Origin of the sequence: Pseudomonas sp. FSL R10-0399 (genome assembly GCF_009600165.1) — a bacterium.
Taxonomy (GTDB): domain Bacteria; phylum Pseudomonadota; class Gammaproteobacteria; order Pseudomonadales; family Pseudomonadaceae; genus Aquipseudomonas; species Aquipseudomonas helleri.
On record NZ_WIWK01000047.1, the window covers coordinates 13,769 to 34,165 of the forward strand.

Here is a 20,397-nt window from a genome sequence, read left to right on the forward strand (position 1 = left end):
CTCTGTGTGTAGCAGACCCAGGCAAAGCCCTTGGTAGGTTGCGCAGCATGGGAGAACTCAGTGCCGTAAGACGAATGGGCGGGGATTATAGGAAGTTGCCCTGTTTAAGAGAAAGGCTGTTGAGCGATAGTTTTATTCCTTAAAGGAATAAGCAGCGAGCCGCCGTTAAATAACCGCCCAACAGAATTTCCGATGCCAGAGAACAGATTATTCGAGTTGCTACGTGAAGGTCATTGCCTATAAAAATGATTAACGATGAGTACAACTTCCGGGCAAAACAGCATGGCACGGCTTCAAACATTCCCTTCATTATCGGCAGGTGATCTTTATGCGGTGTTAATGCGCCGTGAAGAAGTGGCTGTTATCGATGTTCGTGAAGCCAGGTTTTATGCTCAAGGTCACATTAATCTTTCGGCACACAGTGCATTAAGCAGTCTTGAACTTCAGGTGTTGCGCAGTGTTCCGCGCCCGCAAGTGTGTGTGGTGTTAGTGGATGATGACGGCGCTGATGGCGGGGCGGCTGAACAGGCAATGTCAGTGCTGGCGGCGTTGTCTTTTACCCATGTCCGGTTGCTTGAGGGCGGCATTAAAGGGTGGCAGGCCAGCGGGTATTCGCTGGGCACCGGCTATAACACCTTGGTCAAGGCATTCGCTGATTTGGCCCACGCTCACTATGCAACGCCGACCCTCACACCCGCGCAACTGGAAGCGCGTTTTGAACGCGGGCAGCCCACCACGGTAATTGATTGCCGGCCTGAGTTTGAATACCAAAAAACCAGCATTGGCCGGGCGTTGAATGTGCCGGGCGTCGAACTGGCGCTTCAGGAGCTGAGCCGCACGGACGAGGCCGATCATTTGTATGTGATCAGTTGCTTCAGCCGCACGCGGGGCATTGTCGCAACCACGACGTTGGCCCTGCTTAATGGGGTGTCGAACGTGGCGTTTTTGCAGGACGGTGTGATGGCGTCCTTCCTTTATGGTTTGCCCACCGGGCCGGGCGACGCACAGTTACCGTCGCCGGGGCGGCTGGCGCCTGATGAGGTGTTGCGCCAGCACACTGCCACGCTGGTGCAGCGTCATGGGCTTAAGGTGATTGATCACGCTCAATTCTTGCAACTGCATGCAGAGCGCGATCAGAGAACGCTGTATGTCTTCGATGTACGCCCCGAAGCGGCCTACCGTGCCGGGCACCTTGCGCATGCGGTGTCTGTACCGGGTGGCCAATTGTTGATGACGTATGACGCGCACGTCCCGGTGCGCCATGCGCGGATTGTGCTGGTGGACGATGGTCATCTGAAGCGGGCGGCGGTGACTGCGTTTTGGCTGTCGCACTTTGATAACGCCGACATTTACGTGCTCTCGCTGGACGACGCGGGTGTGACCTTGGTGACCGAAGCGCCCGCCGACGCGTTGCCGGCCGCTGTGCGCTGGCTGGCGCCACAGCAGGTGCAGGAACACCTCGCCGCCGGTTTGCCGGTGCTGGATGTGGGCCCGAGCCTGGACTATGAACAGGGGCATCTTCCGGGCGCAAAGTTTGTGCTACGACCGTCGCTGGCCGCCTGGCTGGAAACGCAACCGCCTGGCCCGCTGGTATTCACCTCGCCGGATGGCGTCAATGCGGCCTATGCCGCTGCGCACGTCAGCCGCACCCTTGGCCTTGAGGCTTATGCGCTCAAGGGCGGGACCCAGGCCTGGCGCGCTGCGGGCCTGGAAGTAGAAGAGGCCTTTGAGCCGCAGCAGTTGTTGTCGCCTTTCGATGATGACTGGGGCTCGACGATGCGCGCCAAGGTCAATCGCGAACAGATCTTTCGCGATTACCTCACCTGGGAGCGCGGTTTGGGCCACGACATTGCGCGCGATGACACGGTGCAGTTTCGATGGCCCGACACGGTGACCAACCCTTAGTTGCCGTTGAATCAATACCGTACAGGTGCTGACGGACTTTAAACCCGTTCGTTTAGAGCGGGTGGCTGCGCGCCATTTAACGCTAAATCTAAAACAGACAGTGGCCGGTAGTTAATGGCTTCTCACTGCTGGAGTGAGTGATGGGATGTAATAAAAAAATACTGCTTAACGCGTTCAATATGAACAGCGTTGGCCATATCTCCCATGGGATGTGGACGCACCCGCGTGATAACTCGCAGAATTATTCAAGCCTGGATTATTGGGTGAAGTTGGCCAAGACCCTTGAGCGCGGCAAGTTTGACGGGCTGTTTTTGGCCGATGTCATTGGCACTAACGATGTTTACGGTGGCTCAGCGGATGCCGCGTTGCACGGTGCGGTGCAAGTCCCGATCAATGATCCCCTCATTCCACTGTCTGCCATGGCGTATGCCACTCAACACTTGAGTTTCAACGTTACGGCCAACGTCACCTATGAAAAGCCTTACTTGCTGGCCCGGCGTTTTTCCACACTCGACCATTTAACTAATGGCCGGGTGGGCTGGAATATCGTCACCGGTTACCTGGACAGCGCCGCGCGGGCGATGGGGCTGACCGAGCAAATCCGCCATGACAATCGCTATGACATGGCCGACGACTATCTGGACCTCGTTTACAAGCTGTGGGAAGGCAGTTGGGAAGACGACGCGGTTGAACGTAACCGCCAGACCGAGCGCTTCACCGATCCGGCCAAGGTGCATCGGGTCAAGCATGACGGGCCGTTTTATCAACTGGATGCGATTCACCTCTGCGAGCCGTCGCCGCAGCGCACCCCGGTGCTCTTTCAGGCCGGTACGTCCTCGCGGGGCCGCGAGTTTGCGGCGCGTCACGCTGAATGCATTTTTATGTCTTCGCACAACCAGAACGTCGAGGTCACCCGAAGCATCGTTCAAGACCTGCGTCAGCGGGCGGTGGCGAACGGGCGAGCGGCCGACGACATCAAGATCTTTGTGGGCGTGGTGGTGGTCACGGATAAAACCGAGGCGCTGGCCCAAGAAAAACTGCGCGAATACCAACGCTATGGCAGTGCGGCGGGCGGCCTGACGCACTTTAGCGCGTCGATTGGCGAAGACCTCTCGCGCTATGGCCTCGATGAGCCGATCACGCTGCAAAACACCCAGGCCATGGGCGCGATCCTCGATTCCATCACCCGTTACAACCCCGGCGCACCCTGGACCGTCCGGCGCTTGCTGGATGAGATGAAGCTGGGCACCCGCACGTTACCCATCGTGGGTTCAGGTTCGCAGGTGGCCGATCAGTTAGCCGACTTTGCTCGCGAAACCGACATTGATGGTTTCAACCTGATGCGCGTTGTGACCCCGGACAGTTACGAAGACTTTGTTGATTTCGTTGTTCCGGAGTTACAGCAGCGTGGCGTTTTTAAAGAAGCGTATGCCGAAGGCACCTGGCGCGAGAAGTTATTTGGAACCGATGTGCCGCATTTATCAGCGCGTCATTACGGTCGGCAGTTTCGCTACGCCGGGCGTTAAGTGTTAAGCGGTTTTACTAAAGCAACGATTGATACGTGAAACGTTGAAAGGATCAAGTGTATGAGCGCTACACCAAAGGAATACAGTTCGGCTGAACTGCACGCATTGTTCAAACCCATTTTCGACACCATTCGCCAAGATGCTTCTGCCCGGGAGCGCAGCCGTACGCTGCTGTTTGAACAAGTTGGCTGGCTGCGCGAAGCCCGGTTTGGCGCGCTCAGGATTCCAGTGGAGCAGGGCGGTTTCGGTGCTTCTATCGTGCAGTTGTTTGATCTGCTGATCGAACTGGCCGCAGCGGATTCCAATATTCCGCAAGCGCTGCGCCTGCACTTTTCCCGGGTTGAGCGCTTGATGATTGGTGATCAACTCGACAAGCAAAAAGTCTGGATTGACCGTGTGGTGCGCGGGGAGCTGTTTGGCAACGCCACCACCGAGCCGCCGGGCACTCCGATTGGTGAGATTCGCACGCAGGTGCTGCCACATGCTGACGGCAACTTCCGACTCAATGGCAAAAAAGCCTACGGCACCGGTAGCCTCTACGCGCAATGGATCCCGGTGATCGGCGTTGATGAGCACGGCAACCGCGTGATCATCACCGTCCCCGCAGACAGAAAAGGCGTGACCCTGCTCGACGACTGGGATGGTTTTGGCCAGCGCCTGACCGCCACCGGCTCGTCGATTTTCGAAGACGTGGTGGTGTATGCCGACGAAATCTCGGCGCACATAAAATCCACGCTCAGGGCTGGCAGCGGGTTTGCCCAGTTGGTGCACCTGGCCACCATCGCCGGTGTCGCAGGCGCGATTGCGCGCGATGTGTCTGAAAAAGTCGCGGCCCGTCAGCGGGTCTATTACACCGGCCCGGGCGGCCTGCCGCGCCATGACCCGATCATCCAGATGCAAGTGGGCAAGATCGGCGCCGTGGCCAGTTCTGCGCGCTCCATCGTGCTCGGCGCTGCCCGGGCGCTCCAGGACGCCTGGCATGTCTGGGACGTTGAAGGTGAACAATCGGCGGCCACCGATGAGGCTTACGTGAAAGCCGATCTTGAGATTTCGGCGGCGCAAGTGACCTTGATCCCGCTGGTGCTGACCGCCGCGACAGAGCTGTTCGACACCCTGGGCGCAACGGCTATCGACGTAAAAGGTGGCCTGGACCGGCACTGGCGCAATGCCCGCGCGCTGTCCTCACACAACCCGCATTTGTACAAGGCGCGGGTGATTGGCGATTACCTGCTGAACGATGAACTGCCGCCGATTTTTGTCGCCGGTGACGATGTTGGCGTGATCAACGACCCCGCCAAAACCGCCGTGCTGTAAATCCCATCCGACCCTAAACACGTGGCGCAGCCCGCCTGCGCCCACAGGAAAACACCATGAGCATGATGAGTCCGTCTCGCGTTGCATCGTTTGCCAGGAAGTTCGCGGTTTCGTCAGCGCTGGTGGCGTCACTGGGGGTATCACTCGGGGTGGCTGCCAACCCGCAGTCGCTGCATGACTTGCTGCCCACAGAGATCAAAAACACCAACGTCCTCAACGTGGTCACCGATGCCAAGTGGCCGCCTTTTACCTTTGTCGGCGAAGACGGTAAAACGCTGCAAGGCTTTGAGGTCGACCTGCTCAACGCCATCGGCGCAAAACTGGGCGTGGACATTAAACAAACATCCATTGAGTTCTCAGGGATGATTCCCGGGGTTCAGGCCAACCGGTATGACATCGCTATGATGGCCGTTTCTGACACCCCGGAGCGGCGCAAGACGTTGAGTTTTGTGGACTATGCCTACCTCACCCAAGGCGCTTTCGTGCTCAAAGACACGCCCGTGGAGTTGAGTTCCCTGTGCGACAAGACCGTGGGCCTGCAATCGGGTACCAACTTCGTCGACTTTATCGAAAAGGATTTCTCCAAGTACTGCACCGCGCTGGGCAAACCGGTGCCTAAAAAGCTGGAGTTCGCCTCGGCCGATGCCGTCTACCTGTCGCTCTACTCAGGCCGCGCTGACTTTATTGTGGCCGCGACTTCTATTGCCGGTGACGTAAGCGCCAAAGCCCCGCGTCCGGTGCAGGTGGTGACGGGCGATGTGTTCCCCAAGGACTTGATCGGCATTGCTTACCTCAAGGACAGAACACAGCTGGGTGAGGCCATTTTGGCCGGTCTCAAGGCTATTCAGGCGGACGGGACGTACGACAGTATTTTGAAAAAGTGGAACGTCGAGACCATGGCTTTACCTGCACCCGGCATCAACCTCGGTGCGTTGCAGGAGCAGTGAGGTATGCGTGTGGGTGAGTTAAAAAGCAGGCTGGAGGACGACCCGTTAGCGGCGAACCTCAACCCGCAGGCAGCATTGGACGACGTGATCTACGTGCCGGCCCGGCGGTACGGCCAATGGGCCTTTATCGCTTTTATGCTGGTGATGTTGGGTACGGTCGGATGGGCGGTGGTCTCCAACCCGAGAATGTCCTGGGACGTTGTCGGTCATTACCTGTTTCACCCGGCGATTTTGGACGGCCTGGTACTGACGTGCTGGTTGACGGTCGTGACGACATTTTTGGGGCTGGTCATTGGCATTGTTCTGGCGATCATGCGGCTGTCATCGAATAGGTTTATTTCGGGCATGTCGGGTGTGTATGTGTGGATTTTTCGGGGTACGCCGTTGCTGGTCCAGCTCATCATCCTTTACAACCTGGCCTCACTGTTTCCTACGTTGTCGATCAGCATTCCATTTGGCCCGACGTTATTGAGCGCCAATACCAACACGCTGATCACACCCTATGTGGCCGCGATTTTAGGCCTGTGCCTACACGAAGCGGCGTATATGGCTGAGATCGTACGGGGCGGTTTGCTGTCGTTCGACAAGGGGCAGCGCCATGCGGCGGACGCCCTTGGCATGACCGGCTGGCAAAAGTTTATGCATGTGGTGTTGCCGCAGGTGATGCCGTCGATCATCCCGCCTATTGGCAATCAACTGATCGGCATGCTCAAAATGACCTCGTTGGTGAGCGTGATCGCGCTTTCGGATCTGCTGTATTCGGTGCAGTTAATTTACTCACGAAATTACCAGACTATTCCTTTGCTACTGGTCGCCTGCTTTTGGTATCTGGTGGCAACGACGGTGTTGTCTGGTGCGCAGCGTCTGGTTGAGCGCCGCTTTGGTAAAGGGATAGCCGTGCGATGAAAACCTCCCGTGAACAGGCCGGTGATGTACCGGTGCTGAGTGCTCAGCGCATTCATAAACGCTACGGCCAGACCGAGGTGTTGAAGGGCATTAGCCTGACCGTCCAGCGCGGCGATGTGTTGTGCCTGATTGGCCCTTCTGGGTCAGGCAAGTCGACTTTTTTGCGTTGTATCAACCAGCTTGAAACCCCCGACAGCGGGTTTATTCAGGTGGATGGCGAACTGGCGGGCTACACCCGCAAAGGCAATCGCTTTTTCGGGCTGACACCGCGGGCGATTGCCCGGCAGCGTGAAAAGACCGGCATGGTGTTTCAGAACTTCAACCTGTTCGGTCACTTGACCGTGCTTGAAAACATCATCAAGGCGCCGATGCTGGTGCAGCGCAAAAGTCGCGAAGAGGCCACCGAGGCGGCGCTCGCGCTGTTAGCACGGGTGGGGCTCTCGGCCAAGGTTGATGCTTACCCGCGTCAACTGTCCGGCGGGCAACAGCAGCGCGTGGCGATTGCTCGTGCGCTGGCCATGAAGCCCTCGCTGATGTTGTTTGACGAGCCCACCAGCGCACTTGACCCGGAATTGGTGGGGGAGGTGTTGGCCGTCATGCGTGATCTGGCGGCAGAAGGCATGACCATGATCGTGGTGACCCACGAATTGCGCTTTGCCCAGGAAGTCGCCACCCACGTGGCGTTTATGGACCACGGCGTCATCGTCGAAGCGGGCACGCCGAGTGACGTGCTGGTGCACCCAAAAGAACCGCGCACCCGCGCGTTTGTCGCACGGGCACGAGATCACTCTTAAGTAGAAACTTGTAGGAGCGAGCTTGCCTCGCGATCTTTTAAGGATCAAAAGATCGCGAGACAAGCTCGCTCCTACAGGGGTGTTGGGGTTAGCGGAACATCAGTGACTGATGCGCCGCCGCGCCGGTTCGCGCACCATCACCCACGGCGATGGCCACGTTGCCAGCGGCCACGGCTGCATCGCCACAGGCAAATACACCTGGCACGCTGGTTTCGCGGGTGGCATTGACCTTGATGAAATCTCCCATCGGCCCGGCCTCGAACTCGCAGCCCAGTTGCATGGGCAACGGGCTGGCCATGTGCATGTGCGGCTGGGTAAACACGCCTGCCAACTCAACCACACGCCCGCTGGCCAGCGTTAAATCCGCGTGGCCGCTGATGGACACAACCCGCTCGCGTTCCAGCGTTACCCCACGTTTTTCCAAGCTGGCCAGTTCTTCGGCGTCGGGCTCAAACACACCATTCAGAAACAAGGTAGTCGGCCCCCAATCCGGCAGCATCAGCGCCTGATGCAACGCCACTGGCGTGGCTGCCAGCACCCCGATCGGCCCGCTGTCCAGTTCATAGCCGTGGCAGTACGGGCAGTGAAATACATGTTTGCCCCAGCGCTCTGCCAGCCCCGGGATTTCTGGCAGGACATCGACCATGCCGGCGGCGATGATCAAGCGCCGCGCCGCAAAGCGTTGTTCGTCGGCCGTCACCACGGCAAACCCTTCAGCGCATTGGCCGGCCTTGACCGCCGATTGATCGATCCACTCGACCGTCGGGTACGCCAGCAATTGCGCCCGCGCCTGAGCGGCAATATCGCCAGGGGCGCGGCCGTCCTGCCCGAGAAACCCGTGCGAGTGCTGGGCAAATCGATTGCGCCGAAGCCCCGCATCAATCACCAACACCTTGCGTCGGCCCCGCGCCAGTTGTAAGCCCGCGGACAGACCGGCATAGCTCCCACCCACAATCACTACGTCGTAAACCATGATCACGCCTCACGTTATCTCTTCGACCCCTCGAAGATTTCTCGATACAACGTAAGTTACGTGAAGTGAGCGTGTCAACACTCTCGTAACTTTTAGTGTGGCGAGCGATACTCTGCGCACCTTCACGCTTGAAACGAACGCCCATGAGAAACGACACCCGCCTGTCCCGCATGCTGCACGTCCTGATCCACATGGCGCGCCACGAACACCCGGCGACCTCCGACAGCCTTGCGCAGATGCTGGGCACCAACCCCGTGGTCATTCGGCGCACCATGGCCCTGCTCAAGGAGCAAGGTTACGTACGCTCAGAAAAGGGCCATCGCGGCGGCTGGACACTGGCCAAACCGCTGGCGGACATGACCTTGCTGGACATCCACGAAGCCCTCGGCTCGGCCTCGCTATTCGCCATTGGCCTATCCACCGACCACCCGGAATGCCTGGTTGAGCAAGCCGTGAATGCCGCCCTCACCGATGCTTTCGATGCCGCTCAAGCACTGCTGATCGAGCGCCTGGGCAGTGTGACGCTGGAGCAATTGGCGGAGGATTTTGAGGCGCGTTTTCAGGGGTTGGGGCGGTGTGAGGGGGGAAGCACGGCGCAGTGATGCGGGGAGCTTTCAGGGCCGTTAAACGACGTTCAGATCGTCGCCTTACAGCCCTTGTATTGAGAGTGCTGCAGAGGACAGAGTTATAGATCTTTAGCCAAGTAAAGCCGGTGAGACGCTGCAATTTGGTCGATAAGCGCGTCTGGAACCTGCGCCTTGGTCGCAAAGGTTTTCCAGCGACTGAGGGCTGAAGCAACCTTTTTGATGACTGTTCGCGGATTAAAGTTGGCGATATGAGTCGCGACCCTGAGCAGGTCGTCGAGCACAAAGTCATCCCGCTTTCCGTTGAGTGTCATTTGGTGTTTGGCAGTCCAGTCTCCGTTGGGATTGTAGGACCAGCAGACGTCGTAGGCTGGCGTCAGTTTCCAGATACCGTCGCGCCAGACCATGAACGCAATGTTGCGCGTATGGTCATCCTGGTTGCGCGCCAAGACATTGAAAACCATGCGCCGGTAGAGCTCAATTTGCTCAAGACGACTCAGCTCCAGATCACGACATACCATCAGGGCTGATTCATAGCTGTAACTACCAGGGGCGTTGTAGTCAGCCTGATCCATTGCACACAGGGTTTGCACGTGCAGCTTGTCGCCGTCTTCCATTCGATCGAAGCGCTTTGTCATGAAGTGAGACCGCGCCCCCTCTTGTAGCAACCTGCACTCGGTCATCTCGATCCCGGCGGCCTTGGCCATCAGGTGGTAGGCATACTCGACTTTACCGAACCCTTGCGGGTCACCCAGTGCGTTCTCTTTTTGGTCGACATCAAACTTGAGCAACCAATAGCTGTAGCCTTCTGGCGCCTGAATTTGACCGGAGCAAATCTCACCGCTTTTTTCATTGAGGGCAATAATGGCCTTGGCCCGTGCGCCGCCAGCAGATGAGCCAATTTTAAACAGACTTTTCAACGCCTCGTCTTCGCGGTCTGTTTGGGGGGCGAGCCGCAGGCCGTCGAGTTGGTCATGGCGGTCAGCCAGAATCTTGCCGGCAAGGTCGACCAGTGCGTCTATCTGCAGGCGTTCAATAGTGTCTGCGGGCTTCAATGCAGCAGGCTTGTATTCAAGGGCTCCCATGCCGCGGCTACCTATGTAGAGCAGGCGCTCGACCGGAGTGAAGGTCTTGGGGTCCCGGTTTTGGGTGGCCAGCCAGCTATCGATCACTGCATTACCGAAGTCGTCCGGTAATGAATCAGACAAGCATGGCGGCAGGCGTTTGAACGATTTGTCTGGAAGCGATGCAAATTCGTAGATCACTTCAGGTTCGGCTCGCATCGTAAGCGGGGCGAGTTGCAGGCCGATCAAGCAAAACTCTGGCTCAAATTCAAACGTGCCGGTCGGCACCGGACGTGTTTCGTCCCAGAGAACGGCGCCTACTTTCCTGTCCCAGATCCATACCTCAGCGACTTTCGCCATGGTCTTTTCTCGTTGTTATTTTAGGGAAGAGCAGTTTGCCTGTAGTGCTGCCTGGATACTTCTGGCTTACATCCTTTGATGCATTTTTTGGGCGGCCTTTAGCTCTGAGGCGCAAAGAAGGGGTTTTAGACGCTGCCAAAGGGCTGGCTGGCGCAGGACTAGTCAGCGCTATAAGCAGTTCCAGAGCATTGAGTTCTCTTAACGCCGCAATCAGGACGGCAAGGGTGCCTTTGCCTTTTTCAAGTTTTTGCAGGGTCGGCGTACTGACACCGATGGCTTCAGCCAGTTGTTCCTGGGTGGTGTTTTTGCGCAATCGACGCTCACGGATGGCTTTACCCAACTGAATGGCAATGGCTTCGTCAGACATGCGTTGAATACGCATAAGGTAAATAATCCTTTGTGTAATGGCTGCTTTGAGCTTTAAGCCAAATATTTGTTTGTATTGTAGGCCATAGAAAAAGAGGCCTTCTATTTAATGCAAATAAAAATTTATGTTGTTGGTCATTTTTTGGGTTTGTACAAAAAATTATTTGTATTGTCCTACTCGTGCTATTGCGCAAAATACCGGCTCGGCACTTCGCCCAGGACTTTGCGAAACACGCTGGTAAACGCGCTGGGGCTGCTGTAGCCCAAGTCAGTGGCGACCCGTGTGACCGGTTCGCCGTTGCCCAGGCGCACTACTGCGGCCAATAAGCAGGCTTGCTGGCGCCATTCGACAAAGCTGATGCCGGTCTGTTGGCGAAACAGCCGGGTGAAGGTGCGGCGGCTCATGCCCACTTGGCGGCTCATGTCGTCGATCCCGATCTCCAGTGACGGTTGCGCCAGCAGGTGGCGGCAGGCACGTGCAAGCCGGGGTTCGTTGGGCAGGGGCGCGTTGAGGGACAAGGGCGGCATGGCGGCGATTTCGTGCAGCAACAAGCGCATCAGCAGGCCCTCACGCTGGGTCTCGTCGTACAGTGCAGGGATGTCCTGGGCTTGCAGCAATAACTGACGCAGCAGGGGCGAAACACCGAAGACCTGGCAGTGGGCGGGCAGGGCGAGTTGCCCGGCGGCCGGGTTGGCAATGTAAGTGTTGAGCATGGTCACCGGCCCGGCCATGGTCATTTCGTGAGCCACACCCGCCGGTACCCAGATCGCCCGTTGCGGCGGCACCACCCAGTTGCCTTGACCGCTGAACACGCTGATTACGCCGCAGGCGGCATAGGCAAATTGCCCGCGTTGATGGGTGTGCAGCGCAAAGTGCTGCCCGTGCGGGTAGTCATTGGCCGTGACGACAGCATCGCGGGGTGTGTTTTCGTAAGGATCTATGTCTATTTCGCGCATGGCCCGAATTTAATGAATATTGACCTTGGAGTGCAAGCGGGCCATGTCGCGTATTGCGCATAGTGACGTCCAGCGGGTGCAGACAGGCATTCGCGTTGACGACTGGACGCCATTACGATGCAAAACAAACACCTGGCCTTGGCCATCGCCGTGACGGCGATGTGGGGGCTTAACTTTCCCATCACTAAACTGGGGCTTGCGGCCATTGATCCGCTGTTGCTCACCGCGCTGCGCTTTACGCTGGCGGCGCTACCGTGGGTGTTTTTTATCAAGCGACCGCCCATCGCCCTTAAATGGCTGGCGGCGTATGGATTGATTTTCGGCGTGGCGATGTGGGCGCTGATTAACCTGGGCATTGAGATGGGCGTGCCGCCGGGCACCGCTGCTCTGTTGATTCAGTTCAGTGCGTTTTTCACGTTGGGCTGGGGCGTGTTGCTGTTTGGTGAGCGGTTGAGTGTTGGGCAGAAGCTGGGTGTAGGGCTCGGGGTGTTGGGGCTGATCAGCATTATCCTGAGCAGCCCCGGCCATGGGACGACCGTGGGCTACGGGTTGCTGGTGGTGAGTGCCTTTAGCTGGAGCGTGGGCAATATCATCATCAAGCAGTCGAAGGTGCGCGAAATCTTTGCCTTTGTGGTCTGGGCCAGTCTGTTCCCGCCGCTGCCGTTGCTTGCACTCACGTGGCTGGCGCATGGCAGCGCGCCGTTTGTCAGCGTTGTTTCGCACGTTGAGTGGGTGGGTGTGTTGTCGCTGTTGTTTCAGGTTTATGTCGCGACGCATTTTTGTTACTGGGGCTGGAATGTATTGCTCAGGGAATACCCGGTGTCCCGGGTTGCGCCGTTATCGTTGCTGATTCCGGTGTTCGGAGTTGTGGGCTCGATGCTGATGTTGGGCCATCGGGTGGGGGCGAGTGAAGCGGTGTCGTTGGGGGTGATGTTGCTGGCGCTGGTGGTGGGTATGGTGAGGTGGCCGCGATTGTTTGCTGGCCGGACGTAGCCTCGCGGTGCTCGGCAACTGCTACAGGTTTTGTGTCTGGCGTAAACCTGTAGGAGCCGAGCTTGCTCGCGATCTTTTGATTCTGTTTTTAAAACCAGGTTAGGGGATCAGGAAGAAAACGCCCTGGCGGTTTGTGTTGCCGGGGCTGGGCGTTTGAACGAGTGTTGCCAGTCCAGTTGCGCCTGGACCACGGCGACGGCGTCCAGCACTTGCCGGGCCCAGTTTTCGTCCTCGGGGTGAACCACGACAACGCGGAAACCGTGGTCCTGACCTTCAAGCCTCACGCCTTCGGAGTCATCCACATGCAGGTCGATATCAAAGGCCGATGGCAATTTCGACGGGGCGTTTGACAGCCCGCGAGCGGCCAGCGCAAGGCTGTGGCGATCACTGTTGACCACGCCGTCAACGCGGATGCCGTACAGCATGAGCCAGCGCTTGATGTAGGCCGGGGTGCGGCCGGACGAGGTGTAGACCCAAATGCTGCAGCCCTGGCGGCGCAGTTCTCGGATGAGGGCGCGGGTGCCGAAACGCAGCGGTTCACCCAACCAGCGATGGACGCAATCGGGCAGGCGGCTTTGCTCGACGTCGCAGTGGTGAAGCTGGCAGGCGAGGGTGTCATCGATATCAAACGAAATACGCACGCGCTGGCGTTTTTGCAGCGATGTCGGGAGGCTGGCCTGGACGGCCTGCTTTAATCGACCGACCACCGTAGGGCCGTTAGCGAGGGTTGATTCCTTGTTCATCAGTGCCTTCCTTGAATGACGGTCAAGGGTTTGTCTTTAAGAAAAAACTTTCTGGGAGCCGGTGATTGATCTTCCAGGAAAGCTGCGTACTTCTTCTTGATCTTGGGCAATTCATACAACGCTCTGACGCCATGTTTGGCCGAATTGCGTATGACCGATGACGGGTTGAAGTAGCCTTCGGCGTTTTCCAGCGTCAGTACAAACGGCGGCAAGCCTTCACGCATGAGCAAATAGCTGACGATCAGTGAACCGCTGCGGTGATTGCCTTCGATAAACAATTGCGGCTCGCTGAGGATGCGTACATAGACCCCGGCCGCACGCTTCCACACGGACTCGTTGCGATGCGCGCCGTACCAGTTGAACAAGTCCTTTATGCCTCCCTCAACGTTGTTGAAGAAATGCTCCTCGGTCGCCAACAGGTGCTGAGCGTATTCCAGGCGACGCTGCGGGTCGCTGCCACACAGCACGGTCGCATTGATCTCCAGCATCAGGTTGAGTTGCTGAAGGTCAAACAGGTCGACACCCCGAGCGACATAGTCATCAATCAGCGCATAGCCTTCAAGCACATTGTTGAGCACTTCGTCGGTCAGCGGATCGCGCTGCTCGGTAAAGTGCCGGCTGAGCTCGGCAAAGCCGCTTTGAACCTCACGCAGTGAGTGTTCAATGGCTGGCAGATCAAGACGACGCGATGCAGGCATTGGTATCCCTGAAAAACAGTAAAAAACACGTTGAAACAAACCGATGCCCGCTGAAGTGCGGGCGCCTGTTAATCAGCTGAACTTGCCGGTGATGTAGTCACTGGTCATTTGTTCGCGTGGGTTATCGAAGATCTGGGTGGTAGGACCCATCTCAACCAGATAACCGGTACGGGTGCCCTGGGAGATATCCACCGAGAAAAACGCCGTGGTATCCGCCACACGAATGGCTTGCTGCATGTTGTGAGTCACCAAGGCGATGGTGTAGTCCTTTTTCAACTCGACCATCAGCTCTTCTACGCGACGGGTCGCGATCGGGTCGAGTGCCGAGCAAGGCTCATCCAGCAGCAGCACTTCTGGCTCGGTGGCGATGGCGCGGGCGATGCACAGACGCTGTTGTTGACCACCGGACAGCGACAGGCCGCTGACCTTGAGCTTGTCCTTGACCTCATCCCACAACGCGGCGCCTTGCAGAGCGTGTTTGACGCGGTCGCCAATGTCGCCCTTGTAGCGGTTGAGGCGCAGGCCGAAGGCGACGTTGTCGAAGATGCTCATCGAGAACGGGTTCGGCTGCTGGAACACCATGCCGATGTAGCGGCGTACCACAACTGGGTCAACGCCCTTGCCGTAGACGTCCTGCCCGAGGAAGTGCACATGGCCTTCAAAGCGGAAGCCTTTAACCAGGTCGTTCATGCGATTGAGGCTACGCAGCACGGTACTTTTGCCGCAGCCAGACGGGCCGATGAAGCCGGTAATCTTGTTCTTTTCAATCGGCACATGGCTGTCACGGACGGCCAGGAAGTTGCCGTAGAAAATCTTGTCCAGCTTGCAGTCCATGACCACAGGGGCCTGGGTGATAAACGGAGCGGCTATTTGCGCAGTTGATACGTTCAAAATCAGGTGCTCCCTATCTCAATACTTGGGCTTGCCGAAAATACGGCTGACGATATTCACGAGCAGTACGATCATCACCAGCACCAGCGAAGCTGCCCAGGCAAGTTCGAGCTGGTTGTCAAAGGGCATGCCAGAGAAGTTGTAAATCAGTACGGCAAGCGAGGCCGTTGGATTCATCACCGCCAGGCTGCCGTCGTGGTAGATCCAGTAGTTGCTGAACAGTGCGGTAAACAGCAGCGGCGCGGTTTCACCGGCGGCGCGTGCGACGGCGAGCATCACACCGGTCAAAATGGCCGGCAGGCCGGTGGGCAAGACGATTTTCCAGATGACTTGCGAGCGGGTGCAGCCCATGCCGTAAGCGGCGTCTTTCATGATCTTGGGCACCATCTTCATCGACTCTTCAGCCGTCAGCACCACGATTGGCAGCATCAACACCGCCAGTGCCACGCCACCGGCGGGCGCCGAGTAGGTGCCGGTGGTCATCACCACCAGCGCGTAGGCAAATACACCGGCCAGAATGGACGGCAGGCCGGTGAGCATTTTGGCGGCAAAGCGCGAGGCGTTGGCCAGCTTGCTGTCCGGGCCCAGCTCCGCGAGGAACACGGCAGCCAGGATGCCGACCGGCACCGCGATGGCAGCGGCGATACCGACCATCACAAACGTACCCGCCAGGGCGTTACCGAAACCGCCGCCGGTCTCAAAGCCGGTGGGTGGCAGCTCGGTGAACACTTCAAGGCTCAGGCGAGCACCGCCGCGGGTGATCAACATATAAAGCACGGAAATCAACGGCACACTGGCCAGCAGCGCGCCAAGCCAGACCAGCGTGGTCAAAATCAGGCTGCGCAACGAGCGGCCTTCGAGCCGACGTTGCAGGCTTGGCAGCGCCTTGGTAGGGGACGTGAGGTTTGTCATTACTTATGACCCCGCTGGGCGTAGAGCATGATCATGGAGCCGAACACGTTAACCAGCAGCGTGATGAACATCAGCACCAGGGCTGCGTACATCAGCACTTCGATCTCGTTGGGCCCGGCTTCAGGGAAGTTCAGTGCCAGCAAGGCGGCCAGTGTATTGGCCGGCGCAAACAGGGACAGTGAAATATTGTTTGCATTGCCTACCAGCATCGCCAGGGCCATGGTTTCACCCAGCGCACGGCCGAGGCCGAGTACCAGGGAGCCGAAAATACCGGTGGCGGCCGATGGCACCATCACCTTGAGAATCGCTTCCCAGTGGGTGGTGCCCATGCCGTAGGCGGCTTGCTTGGTTTTCATCGGGACGGCGGTGAGGGCGTCCTGCGAAACAGCCGCAATGGTCGGCAGAATCATGATTGCCAGTACCAGTGCCGCGGGGAGAAGTCCCGGCCCGCTTAAAGAGGTGCCGAAGAAAGGAATCCAGCCCAGCTCAGTGTTCAACCACGCGGTCAGCGGGCGAATGGCCGGTATCACTACGTAAATGCCCCACAGGCCATACACCACACTCGGGATGGCGGCGAGCAGTTCTACGATGGTGCGAAACACAGCAGCCAGTTTGGCTGGCAAGAAATCCTGGGTCAGGAAAATCGCCATGCTGACGCCGAACACGCCTGCGATCAGCAACGCGATAAAGGCACTGTAAAGCGTGCCCCAAATAGCCGGCAGAATGCCGTATTTGCCTTGGTTAACGTCCCAGACACTGCCGAAAATCACGTCAAAGCCGTGCTTTTCCATGCCGGGAAGGGCCTTGCGTCCTACCTCGAATACCAAGGCGAAGACCAACGCCAGAATCAAAACGACCCCTATGCGAGCGAGTGCACGGAAGGTGCGATCAACCAGAAAGTCCTTCGTGGACGGTGGTTGGCAAGCAGAATCCGGATTAACCGGTACGACAAATGGTGTATTCATTGGCTAATTCCGGAGCTAGGGGGACACTCTCCCGGCATGGCAAGCGCCTGCCGGGAGAGACCTCACGCGTGTTACTGGATGTTGGCAGACGCTTTGCGAACTTGATCAACAACCGACGGTGGCAGCGGGATGTAGCCCATCGAGTCAGAGATTTTCTGACCTTCAGTCAGGCCGTACTCAACCATTTCACGCATGGCTTTGGCCTTGGCCGGGTTTTCGTTGTGCTTGCGGAAGATCATCCAGGTGTACGTGGTGATCGGGTAAGACTTGGCACCGTCCGGATCTGGCAGCCAGGCCACCAGGTCTTCTGGCATCTTCACCGCAGCCAAGGCTTCGGCGCCGCTTTCAGCGTTAGGCACAACATACTCACCGGCCTTGTTTTGCAGTTGAGCGAAGTCAACTTTGGCCAACTTGGCGAAGCCGTATTCGATGTAACCGATGGCGCCTGGAGTCTGACGAACGGTGGCAGTCACACCATCGTTTTTAGGCGATTTGATGAACTTGTCGCTGGCAGGCCAGTTAACGGTGTTGCCTTCACCCAGGTCTTTTTTGAACTCAGGGTTGATGGCAGCCAAGTGCTTGGTGAAGACCGCGGTGGTACCGCTGGAGTCCGCACGTACCACCACAGTGATCGGCAGATCAGGCAGCTTCAGGCCAGGGTTGGCGGCAGCGATCAGTGGGTCGTTCCACTTGGTGATCTTGCCCAGGAAGATGTTGGAGTACACATCACGTGGCAATTTCAGCTCTTTCGGGTTGCCTGGCAGGTTGAACGCCAAGACGATTTCACCGGCGGTCATTGGCAGCAATTGCACGCCTTCGGCCACTTTGGCGATGTCTTCTTTGCTCATTGCCGAGTCGCTTGCAGCGAAATCAACGGTCTTGTTCAAAAAGTCCTGAACGCCCGCACCGCTGCCCTTGGACTGATAGTCCACGGTGACACCAGGGGTTTTCTTGCTGAAATCTTTAAACCAGGTCAGGTAAATCGGAGCCGGGAAACTGGCACCGGAACCTGTCAGACGTACGCTCTCAGCAGCAAACGCCGCTGACGTAGCGCAGAGAGAAACAGCAACAGCCAGTGCAGCAGACTTCATTAAGCTTTTCATCAAAGAAATTCCGTGTGAGATCGGGCCCGAGAACTTTGCAACAATCGTGTGACACTTTTATGAATGCCGATTGTTCTTACAGGGTCATCAGCACCCTGGGTGTCCCTCGATCTGGGTCCGTCGCACACTAAACGGGCGAGTTACTTCACTCCATGCTTAATTCCTAATGGTGGAAACTGCGGCTTTGATCGACGCCAGGGCGCTTTGAGGTTGGAGCGTAGACGGGTGGGTAGAGGTGGTAAAACGCAGTGTCGGACATTATTTAACATTTTAGGTTGGCGGTTTTGATGGAGGATATGGGGGGGCGCCATCATCTGTGATTGTGTGATTTTCTAGAGGGATCGAGCAGATTCGTTTGCTTAAACGATTTTATTGGGGGAGAGGGCGGTTTGATCATGGGGAGATTTGCTAGCTAGACATAGGGGCAGGGGATTGATGGAAGGTGCGAGTGTCGACATTTATTAACTGTTTGTTTGGGTTAGTAAGATCAGTGCGTCCCCCCAAGGGTGAGCAATGCCTGTGCATAGTGGCTAATTGCTGGCTTTTGGCGTGCCAGTGTTGATTCTCGGCATTTCAAAAGGCCAGTACCCTTGCTACATTTCTACCCCAATTTAAGGACAATGCACGAGCCAATATGCCAACCATGTGGATGATTCGAGGTGACGGAGGTCGTCTTTATGACGACTTCAGAGAGCGAAACCTGGCAGCCATCGGCTGGGCCCAACTAGCTCCTCTAGCTAAGCCCGGAGTCTCTCGGGCAGCTTTGATCCAAGCCTATAAAGAAGTACAGCCTGGTATAAAAGACGGTACAGCTGTATCGGGCGCCTCCCAAGTGTTTCGGTTCGTCAATGAAGTTAAGGTCGGGGACGCTGTCGTTACATACTCGCCCGCCAATCGCACCTATCTTGTTGGGCATTTCTCCGGCCCATGCCAATACCGTGAGGATATGGCGGAGGACGGTATGGCTCTGACCAGGCCGGTACATTGGCTGGGGCAGGAGGTTGATCGCGATAAACTTAGTAGTCTCAGCAAAAACAGCCTCGGTTCTACACTCACAGTCTTTAACGTGGCTGAAGATGCTCAGAAGGAACTGCTCGCTTTGGCTTCCGGAAAGGCTGTACCTATGGTGCCTGATGACACCGTAATCGAAGCTGAGGTAGTGGATGACCCGCTCAAAGGTGTTCAGGAAATTGCCTTTGAGCGCATTAAAGATCAGATCAACAGTTTGGATTGGTCCGAAATGCAGGATCTGGTTGCCGGTATTCTGCGAGCTATGGGCTATAAAACTTTGGTTTCCCCTGCCGGTGCTGATCGAGGCAAAGACATCATTGCTTCGCCGGATGGCTTCGGTTTCGAGCCGCCTCGTATCGTTGTTGAGGTCAAACATCGAAATGCTCGAATGGGTAGCAGCGAGATTCGCAGTTTTCTCGGTGGACGACATAAAGATGATCGTGGGCTATACGTCAGTACCGGCGGATTTACCAAAGATGCACTGTATGAAGGCGAAAGAGCCAATGTTCACTTGACCATGTGGACATTGGATGAGTTAGCGCGGACATTGATGGCGCATTATCCAATGACTGATCCGGAGACAAAGCGCTTGGTCCCGTTAACTTACTTTTATATACCAGCGTAGATCCGCTCAAGTTCGTATGGCCGCCAGGAATATGCTTTTTGGGCGTTGGCTTCTGCGCGGCCTATCAATCGGCCATTAGCTCATCTGTATTACTTACCCCGTACTTGCGCACTGATACAGTCAGGCCTCAATGGATGCCTGAATACTTCACCGCCGCTGCTGCCCGAGAGGGCACATTCAAGGCGCGCAAGAGTGCCGACACATGAATACGCACGGTAAAGGGCGAGATAGAGAGTTCTTTGGCAATTTCCTTGTTGGTCTTGCCGTCCGCAATCAGGCGCAGTACTTCTTGCTGGCGAGTGGTGAGCACATGGGTGTGCAGTGGCAGCAAGCCCGAGGGCGCACATTTAACCAGCACATTGCCTTCCCGAATGGCCAGCAGCGCCTGCCCGATGTCGTCTGGGGCGATGTTTTTGCCAATAAAGCCGTCGATGCCCAAAGCCATCACCTGCTCAATCAGCGCCGGGTCATCGACCATTGACACGACGATCAGCGTGGTGCGCCGCAACGTTTGTCTCAGCTCATGCAAAAGGCTCATGCAGGTCAAACCGGGAAAGCGCAGGTCGAGAATCAGCGTGTCGACTTCTTCGCCCGTTTGTATCAACGCCTTGACCGTCTGAAAGTCGCCCGCCTGCTCGACCGTCGCCTCAGGTAACAGGCGTTGCACGGTGCGCAACATCCCCTCGCGGAACATGGGGTGATCGTCGGCAATAATGATTCTGCATGACATATCGTGTTTTACCTTGAGTCAGGCTTTTTA

20 protein-coding genes are annotated in these 20,397 nt (G+C 57.1%); 9 read left to right on the forward strand and 11 right to left on the reverse strand.

What is annotated here, in order from left to right; all coding sequences use genetic code 11:
• Positions 1-255 precede the first annotated feature (255 nt).
• From GHO41_RS14955 to GHO41_RS14980, 6 genes are all read left to right on the forward strand, one after another.
• Positions 256-1,905, forward strand: coding sequence for a rhodanese-like domain-containing protein (locus tag GHO41_RS14955; RefSeq protein WP_153434010.1), 1,650 nt, complete (start codon positions 256-258; stop codon positions 1,903-1,905).
• Positions 1,906-2,045: 140 nt separating this feature from the next.
• Positions 2,046-3,431, forward strand: a complete 1,386-nt coding sequence (locus GHO41_RS14960; protein ID WP_153434011.1) for an LLM class flavin-dependent oxidoreductase — start codon at positions 2,046-2,048, stop codon at positions 3,429-3,431.
• Positions 3,432-3,491: 60 nt separating this feature from the next.
• Positions 3,492-4,745 carry an acyl-CoA dehydrogenase family protein gene (locus tag GHO41_RS14965; protein ID WP_153434012.1) on the forward strand — a complete coding sequence of 418 codons (1,254 nt, stop codon included), beginning with the start codon at positions 3,492-3,494 and terminating at the stop codon, positions 4,743-4,745.
• 56 nt (positions 4,746-4,801) lie between these two features.
• Positions 4,802-5,692 carry an ABC transporter substrate-binding protein gene (locus GHO41_RS14970; protein ID WP_153434013.1) on the forward strand — a complete coding sequence of 297 codons (891 nt, stop codon included), beginning with the start codon at positions 4,802-4,804 and terminating at the stop codon, positions 5,690-5,692.
• Between the two features lie 3 nt (positions 5,693-5,695).
• Entirely contained in the window at positions 5,696-6,598 is a 903-nt protein-coding gene (locus GHO41_RS14975; protein WP_218580261.1) for an amino acid ABC transporter permease, read from the forward strand.
• On the forward strand, positions 6,595-7,392 hold the full coding sequence (locus GHO41_RS14980) for an amino acid ABC transporter ATP-binding protein (protein WP_153434014.1): 798 nt from the start codon (positions 6,595-6,597) through the stop codon (positions 7,390-7,392). The genes GHO41_RS14975 and GHO41_RS14980 overlap by 4 nt, the downstream gene beginning before the upstream one ends.
• Positions 7,393-7,480: 88 nt before the next feature.
• Here GHO41_RS14980 and GHO41_RS14985 read toward each other — a convergent pair whose 3' ends face one another.
• Positions 7,481-8,365, reverse strand: coding sequence for an NAD(P)/FAD-dependent oxidoreductase (locus tag GHO41_RS14985; RefSeq protein ID WP_048372886.1), 885 nt, complete (start codon positions 8,363-8,365; stop codon positions 7,481-7,483).
• Positions 8,366-8,508: 143 nt separating this feature from the next.
• Here GHO41_RS14985 and GHO41_RS14990 point away from each other — a divergent pair, with 143 nt between their 5' ends.
• A complete protein-coding gene (locus tag GHO41_RS14990) occupies positions 8,509-8,967 on the forward strand; it encodes an Rrf2 family transcriptional regulator (RefSeq protein ID WP_153434015.1) in 459 nt (152 codons plus the stop codon).
• An 83-nt stretch (positions 8,968-9,050) separates the two neighbouring features.
• Here the strand turns inward: GHO41_RS14990 and GHO41_RS14995 are convergent, their stop codons facing one another.
• From GHO41_RS14995 to GHO41_RS15005, 3 genes are all read right to left on the reverse strand, one after another.
• Positions 9,051-10,373, reverse strand: coding sequence for a type II toxin-antitoxin system HipA family toxin (locus GHO41_RS14995; RefSeq protein ID WP_153434016.1), 1,323 nt, complete (start codon positions 10,371-10,373; stop codon positions 9,051-9,053).
• A complete protein-coding gene (locus tag GHO41_RS15000; protein ID WP_174479345.1) occupies positions 10,357-10,740 on the reverse strand; it encodes a helix-turn-helix domain-containing protein in 384 nt (127 codons plus the stop codon). Before GHO41_RS15000 ends, GHO41_RS14995 begins: the two co-directional genes overlap by 17 nt.
• A gap of 182 nt (positions 10,741-10,922) precedes the next feature.
• Positions 10,923-11,696, reverse strand: a complete 774-nt coding sequence (locus GHO41_RS15005) for a helix-turn-helix domain-containing protein (protein ID WP_153434017.1) — start codon at positions 11,694-11,696, stop codon at positions 10,923-10,925.
• Between the two features lie 117 nt (positions 11,697-11,813).
• Here GHO41_RS15005 and GHO41_RS15010 point away from each other — a divergent pair, with 117 nt between their 5' ends.
• Positions 11,814-12,689 (forward strand): EamA family transporter, encoded by an 876-nt coding sequence (locus GHO41_RS15010; RefSeq protein ID WP_048372873.1) that lies wholly within the window; start codon positions 11,814-11,816, stop codon positions 12,687-12,689.
• A 107-nt stretch (positions 12,690-12,796) separates the two neighbouring features.
• Here the strand turns inward: GHO41_RS15010 and GHO41_RS15015 are convergent, their stop codons facing one another.
• The 6 genes from GHO41_RS15015 to pstS form a co-directional block, all read right to left on the reverse strand.
• Complete coding sequence (locus tag GHO41_RS15015) at positions 12,797-13,432, reverse strand: hypothetical protein (protein ID WP_048372871.1); 636 nt, start codon at positions 13,430-13,432, stop codon at positions 12,797-12,799.
• Positions 13,432-14,130 (reverse strand): hypothetical protein, encoded by a 699-nt coding sequence (locus GHO41_RS15020; protein ID WP_048372868.1) that lies wholly within the window; start codon positions 14,128-14,130, stop codon positions 13,432-13,434. Before GHO41_RS15020 ends, GHO41_RS15015 begins: the two co-directional genes overlap by 1 nt.
• Before the next feature lie 72 nt (positions 14,131-14,202).
• Positions 14,203-14,964, reverse strand: a complete 762-nt coding sequence (gene pstB / locus GHO41_RS15025; RefSeq protein ID WP_019410462.1) for a phosphate ABC transporter ATP-binding protein PstB — start codon at positions 14,962-14,964, stop codon at positions 14,203-14,205.
• A gap of 75 nt (positions 14,965-15,039) precedes the next feature.
• Positions 15,040-15,933, reverse strand: coding sequence for a phosphate ABC transporter permease PstA (pstA, locus tag GHO41_RS15030; protein ID WP_153434018.1), 894 nt, complete (start codon positions 15,931-15,933; stop codon positions 15,040-15,042).
• Positions 15,933-16,898, reverse strand: a complete 966-nt coding sequence (gene pstC, locus GHO41_RS15035) for a phosphate ABC transporter permease subunit PstC (RefSeq protein WP_048372864.1) — start codon at positions 16,896-16,898, stop codon at positions 15,933-15,935. The genes pstA and pstC overlap by 1 nt, the downstream gene beginning before the upstream one ends.
• A gap of 71 nt (positions 16,899-16,969) precedes the next feature.
• Positions 16,970-18,001 carry a phosphate ABC transporter substrate-binding protein PstS gene (gene pstS / locus GHO41_RS15040; RefSeq protein ID WP_048372862.1) on the reverse strand — a complete coding sequence of 344 codons (1,032 nt, stop codon included), beginning with the start codon at positions 17,999-18,001 and terminating at the stop codon, positions 16,970-16,972.
• A gap of 634 nt (positions 18,002-18,635) precedes the next feature.
• On the opposite strand from pstS, the gene GHO41_RS15045 reads away from it, so the two are divergent.
• On the forward strand, positions 18,636-19,637 hold the full coding sequence (locus GHO41_RS15045; RefSeq protein ID WP_153372945.1) for a restriction endonuclease: 1,002 nt from the start codon (positions 18,636-18,638) through the stop codon (positions 19,635-19,637).
• A gap of 127 nt (positions 19,638-19,764) precedes the next feature.
• On the opposite strand, the gene GHO41_RS15050 is transcribed toward GHO41_RS15045, so the two are convergent.
• Positions 19,765-20,367, reverse strand: a complete 603-nt coding sequence (locus GHO41_RS15050) for a response regulator transcription factor (RefSeq protein WP_153434019.1) — start codon at positions 20,365-20,367, stop codon at positions 19,765-19,767.
• Between the last annotated feature and the right edge of the window lie 30 nt (positions 20,368-20,397).

Bases quoted from the DNA above. Each gene is read 5' to 3' on its own strand.
- GHO41_RS14955 (WP_153434010.1), top strand. From the start codon at position 256: ATGAGTACAACTTCCGGGCAAAACAGCATGGCACGGCTTCAAACATTC.
- GHO41_RS14960 (WP_153434011.1), top strand. From the start codon at position 2,046: ATGGGATGTAATAAAAAAATACTGCTTAACGCGTTCAATATGAACAGC.
- GHO41_RS14965 (WP_153434012.1), top strand. From the start codon at position 3,492: ATGAGCGCTACACCAAAGGAATACAGTTCGGCTGAACTGCACGCATTG.
- GHO41_RS14970 (WP_153434013.1), top strand. From the start codon at position 4,802: ATGAGCATGATGAGTCCGTCTCGCGTTGCATCGTTTGCCAGGAAGTTC.
- GHO41_RS14975 (WP_218580261.1), top strand. From the start codon at position 5,696: ATGCGTGTGGGTGAGTTAAAAAGCAGGCTGGAGGACGACCCGTTAGCG.
- GHO41_RS14980 (WP_153434014.1), top strand. From the start codon at position 6,595: ATGAAAACCTCCCGTGAACAGGCCGGTGATGTACCGGTGCTGAGTGCT.
- GHO41_RS14985 (WP_048372886.1), bottom strand. From the start codon at position 8,365: ATGGTTTACGACGTAGTGATTGTGGGTGGGAGCTATGCCGGTCTGTCC.
- GHO41_RS14990 (WP_153434015.1), top strand. From the start codon at position 8,509: ATGAGAAACGACACCCGCCTGTCCCGCATGCTGCACGTCCTGATCCAC.
- GHO41_RS14995 (WP_153434016.1), bottom strand. From the start codon at position 10,373: ATGGCGAAAGTCGCTGAGGTATGGATCTGGGACAGGAAAGTAGGCGCC.
- GHO41_RS15000 (WP_174479345.1), bottom strand. From the start codon at position 10,740: ATGTCTGACGAAGCCATTGCCATTCAGTTGGGTAAAGCCATCCGTGAG.
- GHO41_RS15005 (WP_153434017.1), bottom strand. From the start codon at position 11,696: ATGCGCGAAATAGACATAGATCCTTACGAAAACACACCCCGCGATGCT.
- GHO41_RS15010 (WP_048372873.1), top strand. From the start codon at position 11,814: ATGCAAAACAAACACCTGGCCTTGGCCATCGCCGTGACGGCGATGTGG.
- GHO41_RS15015 (WP_048372871.1), bottom strand. From the start codon at position 13,432: ATGAACAAGGAATCAACCCTCGCTAACGGCCCTACGGTGGTCGGTCGA.
- GHO41_RS15020 (WP_048372868.1), bottom strand. From the start codon at position 14,130: ATGCCTGCATCGCGTCGTCTTGATCTGCCAGCCATTGAACACTCACTG.
- pstB (WP_019410462.1), bottom strand. From the start codon at position 14,964: ATGGACTGCAAGCTGGACAAGATTTTCTACGGCAACTTCCTGGCCGTC.
- pstA (WP_153434018.1), bottom strand. From the start codon at position 15,933: ATGACAAACCTCACGTCCCCTACCAAGGCGCTGCCAAGCCTGCAACGT.
- pstC (WP_048372864.1), bottom strand. From the start codon at position 16,898: ATGAATACACCATTTGTCGTACCGGTTAATCCGGATTCTGCTTGCCAA.
- pstS (WP_048372862.1), bottom strand. From the start codon at position 18,001: ATGAAAAGCTTAATGAAGTCTGCTGCACTGGCTGTTGCTGTTTCTCTC.
- GHO41_RS15045 (WP_153372945.1), top strand. From the start codon at position 18,636: ATGCCAACCATGTGGATGATTCGAGGTGACGGAGGTCGTCTTTATGAC.
- GHO41_RS15050 (WP_153434019.1), bottom strand. From the start codon at position 20,367: ATGTCATGCAGAATCATTATTGCCGACGATCACCCCATGTTCCGCGAG.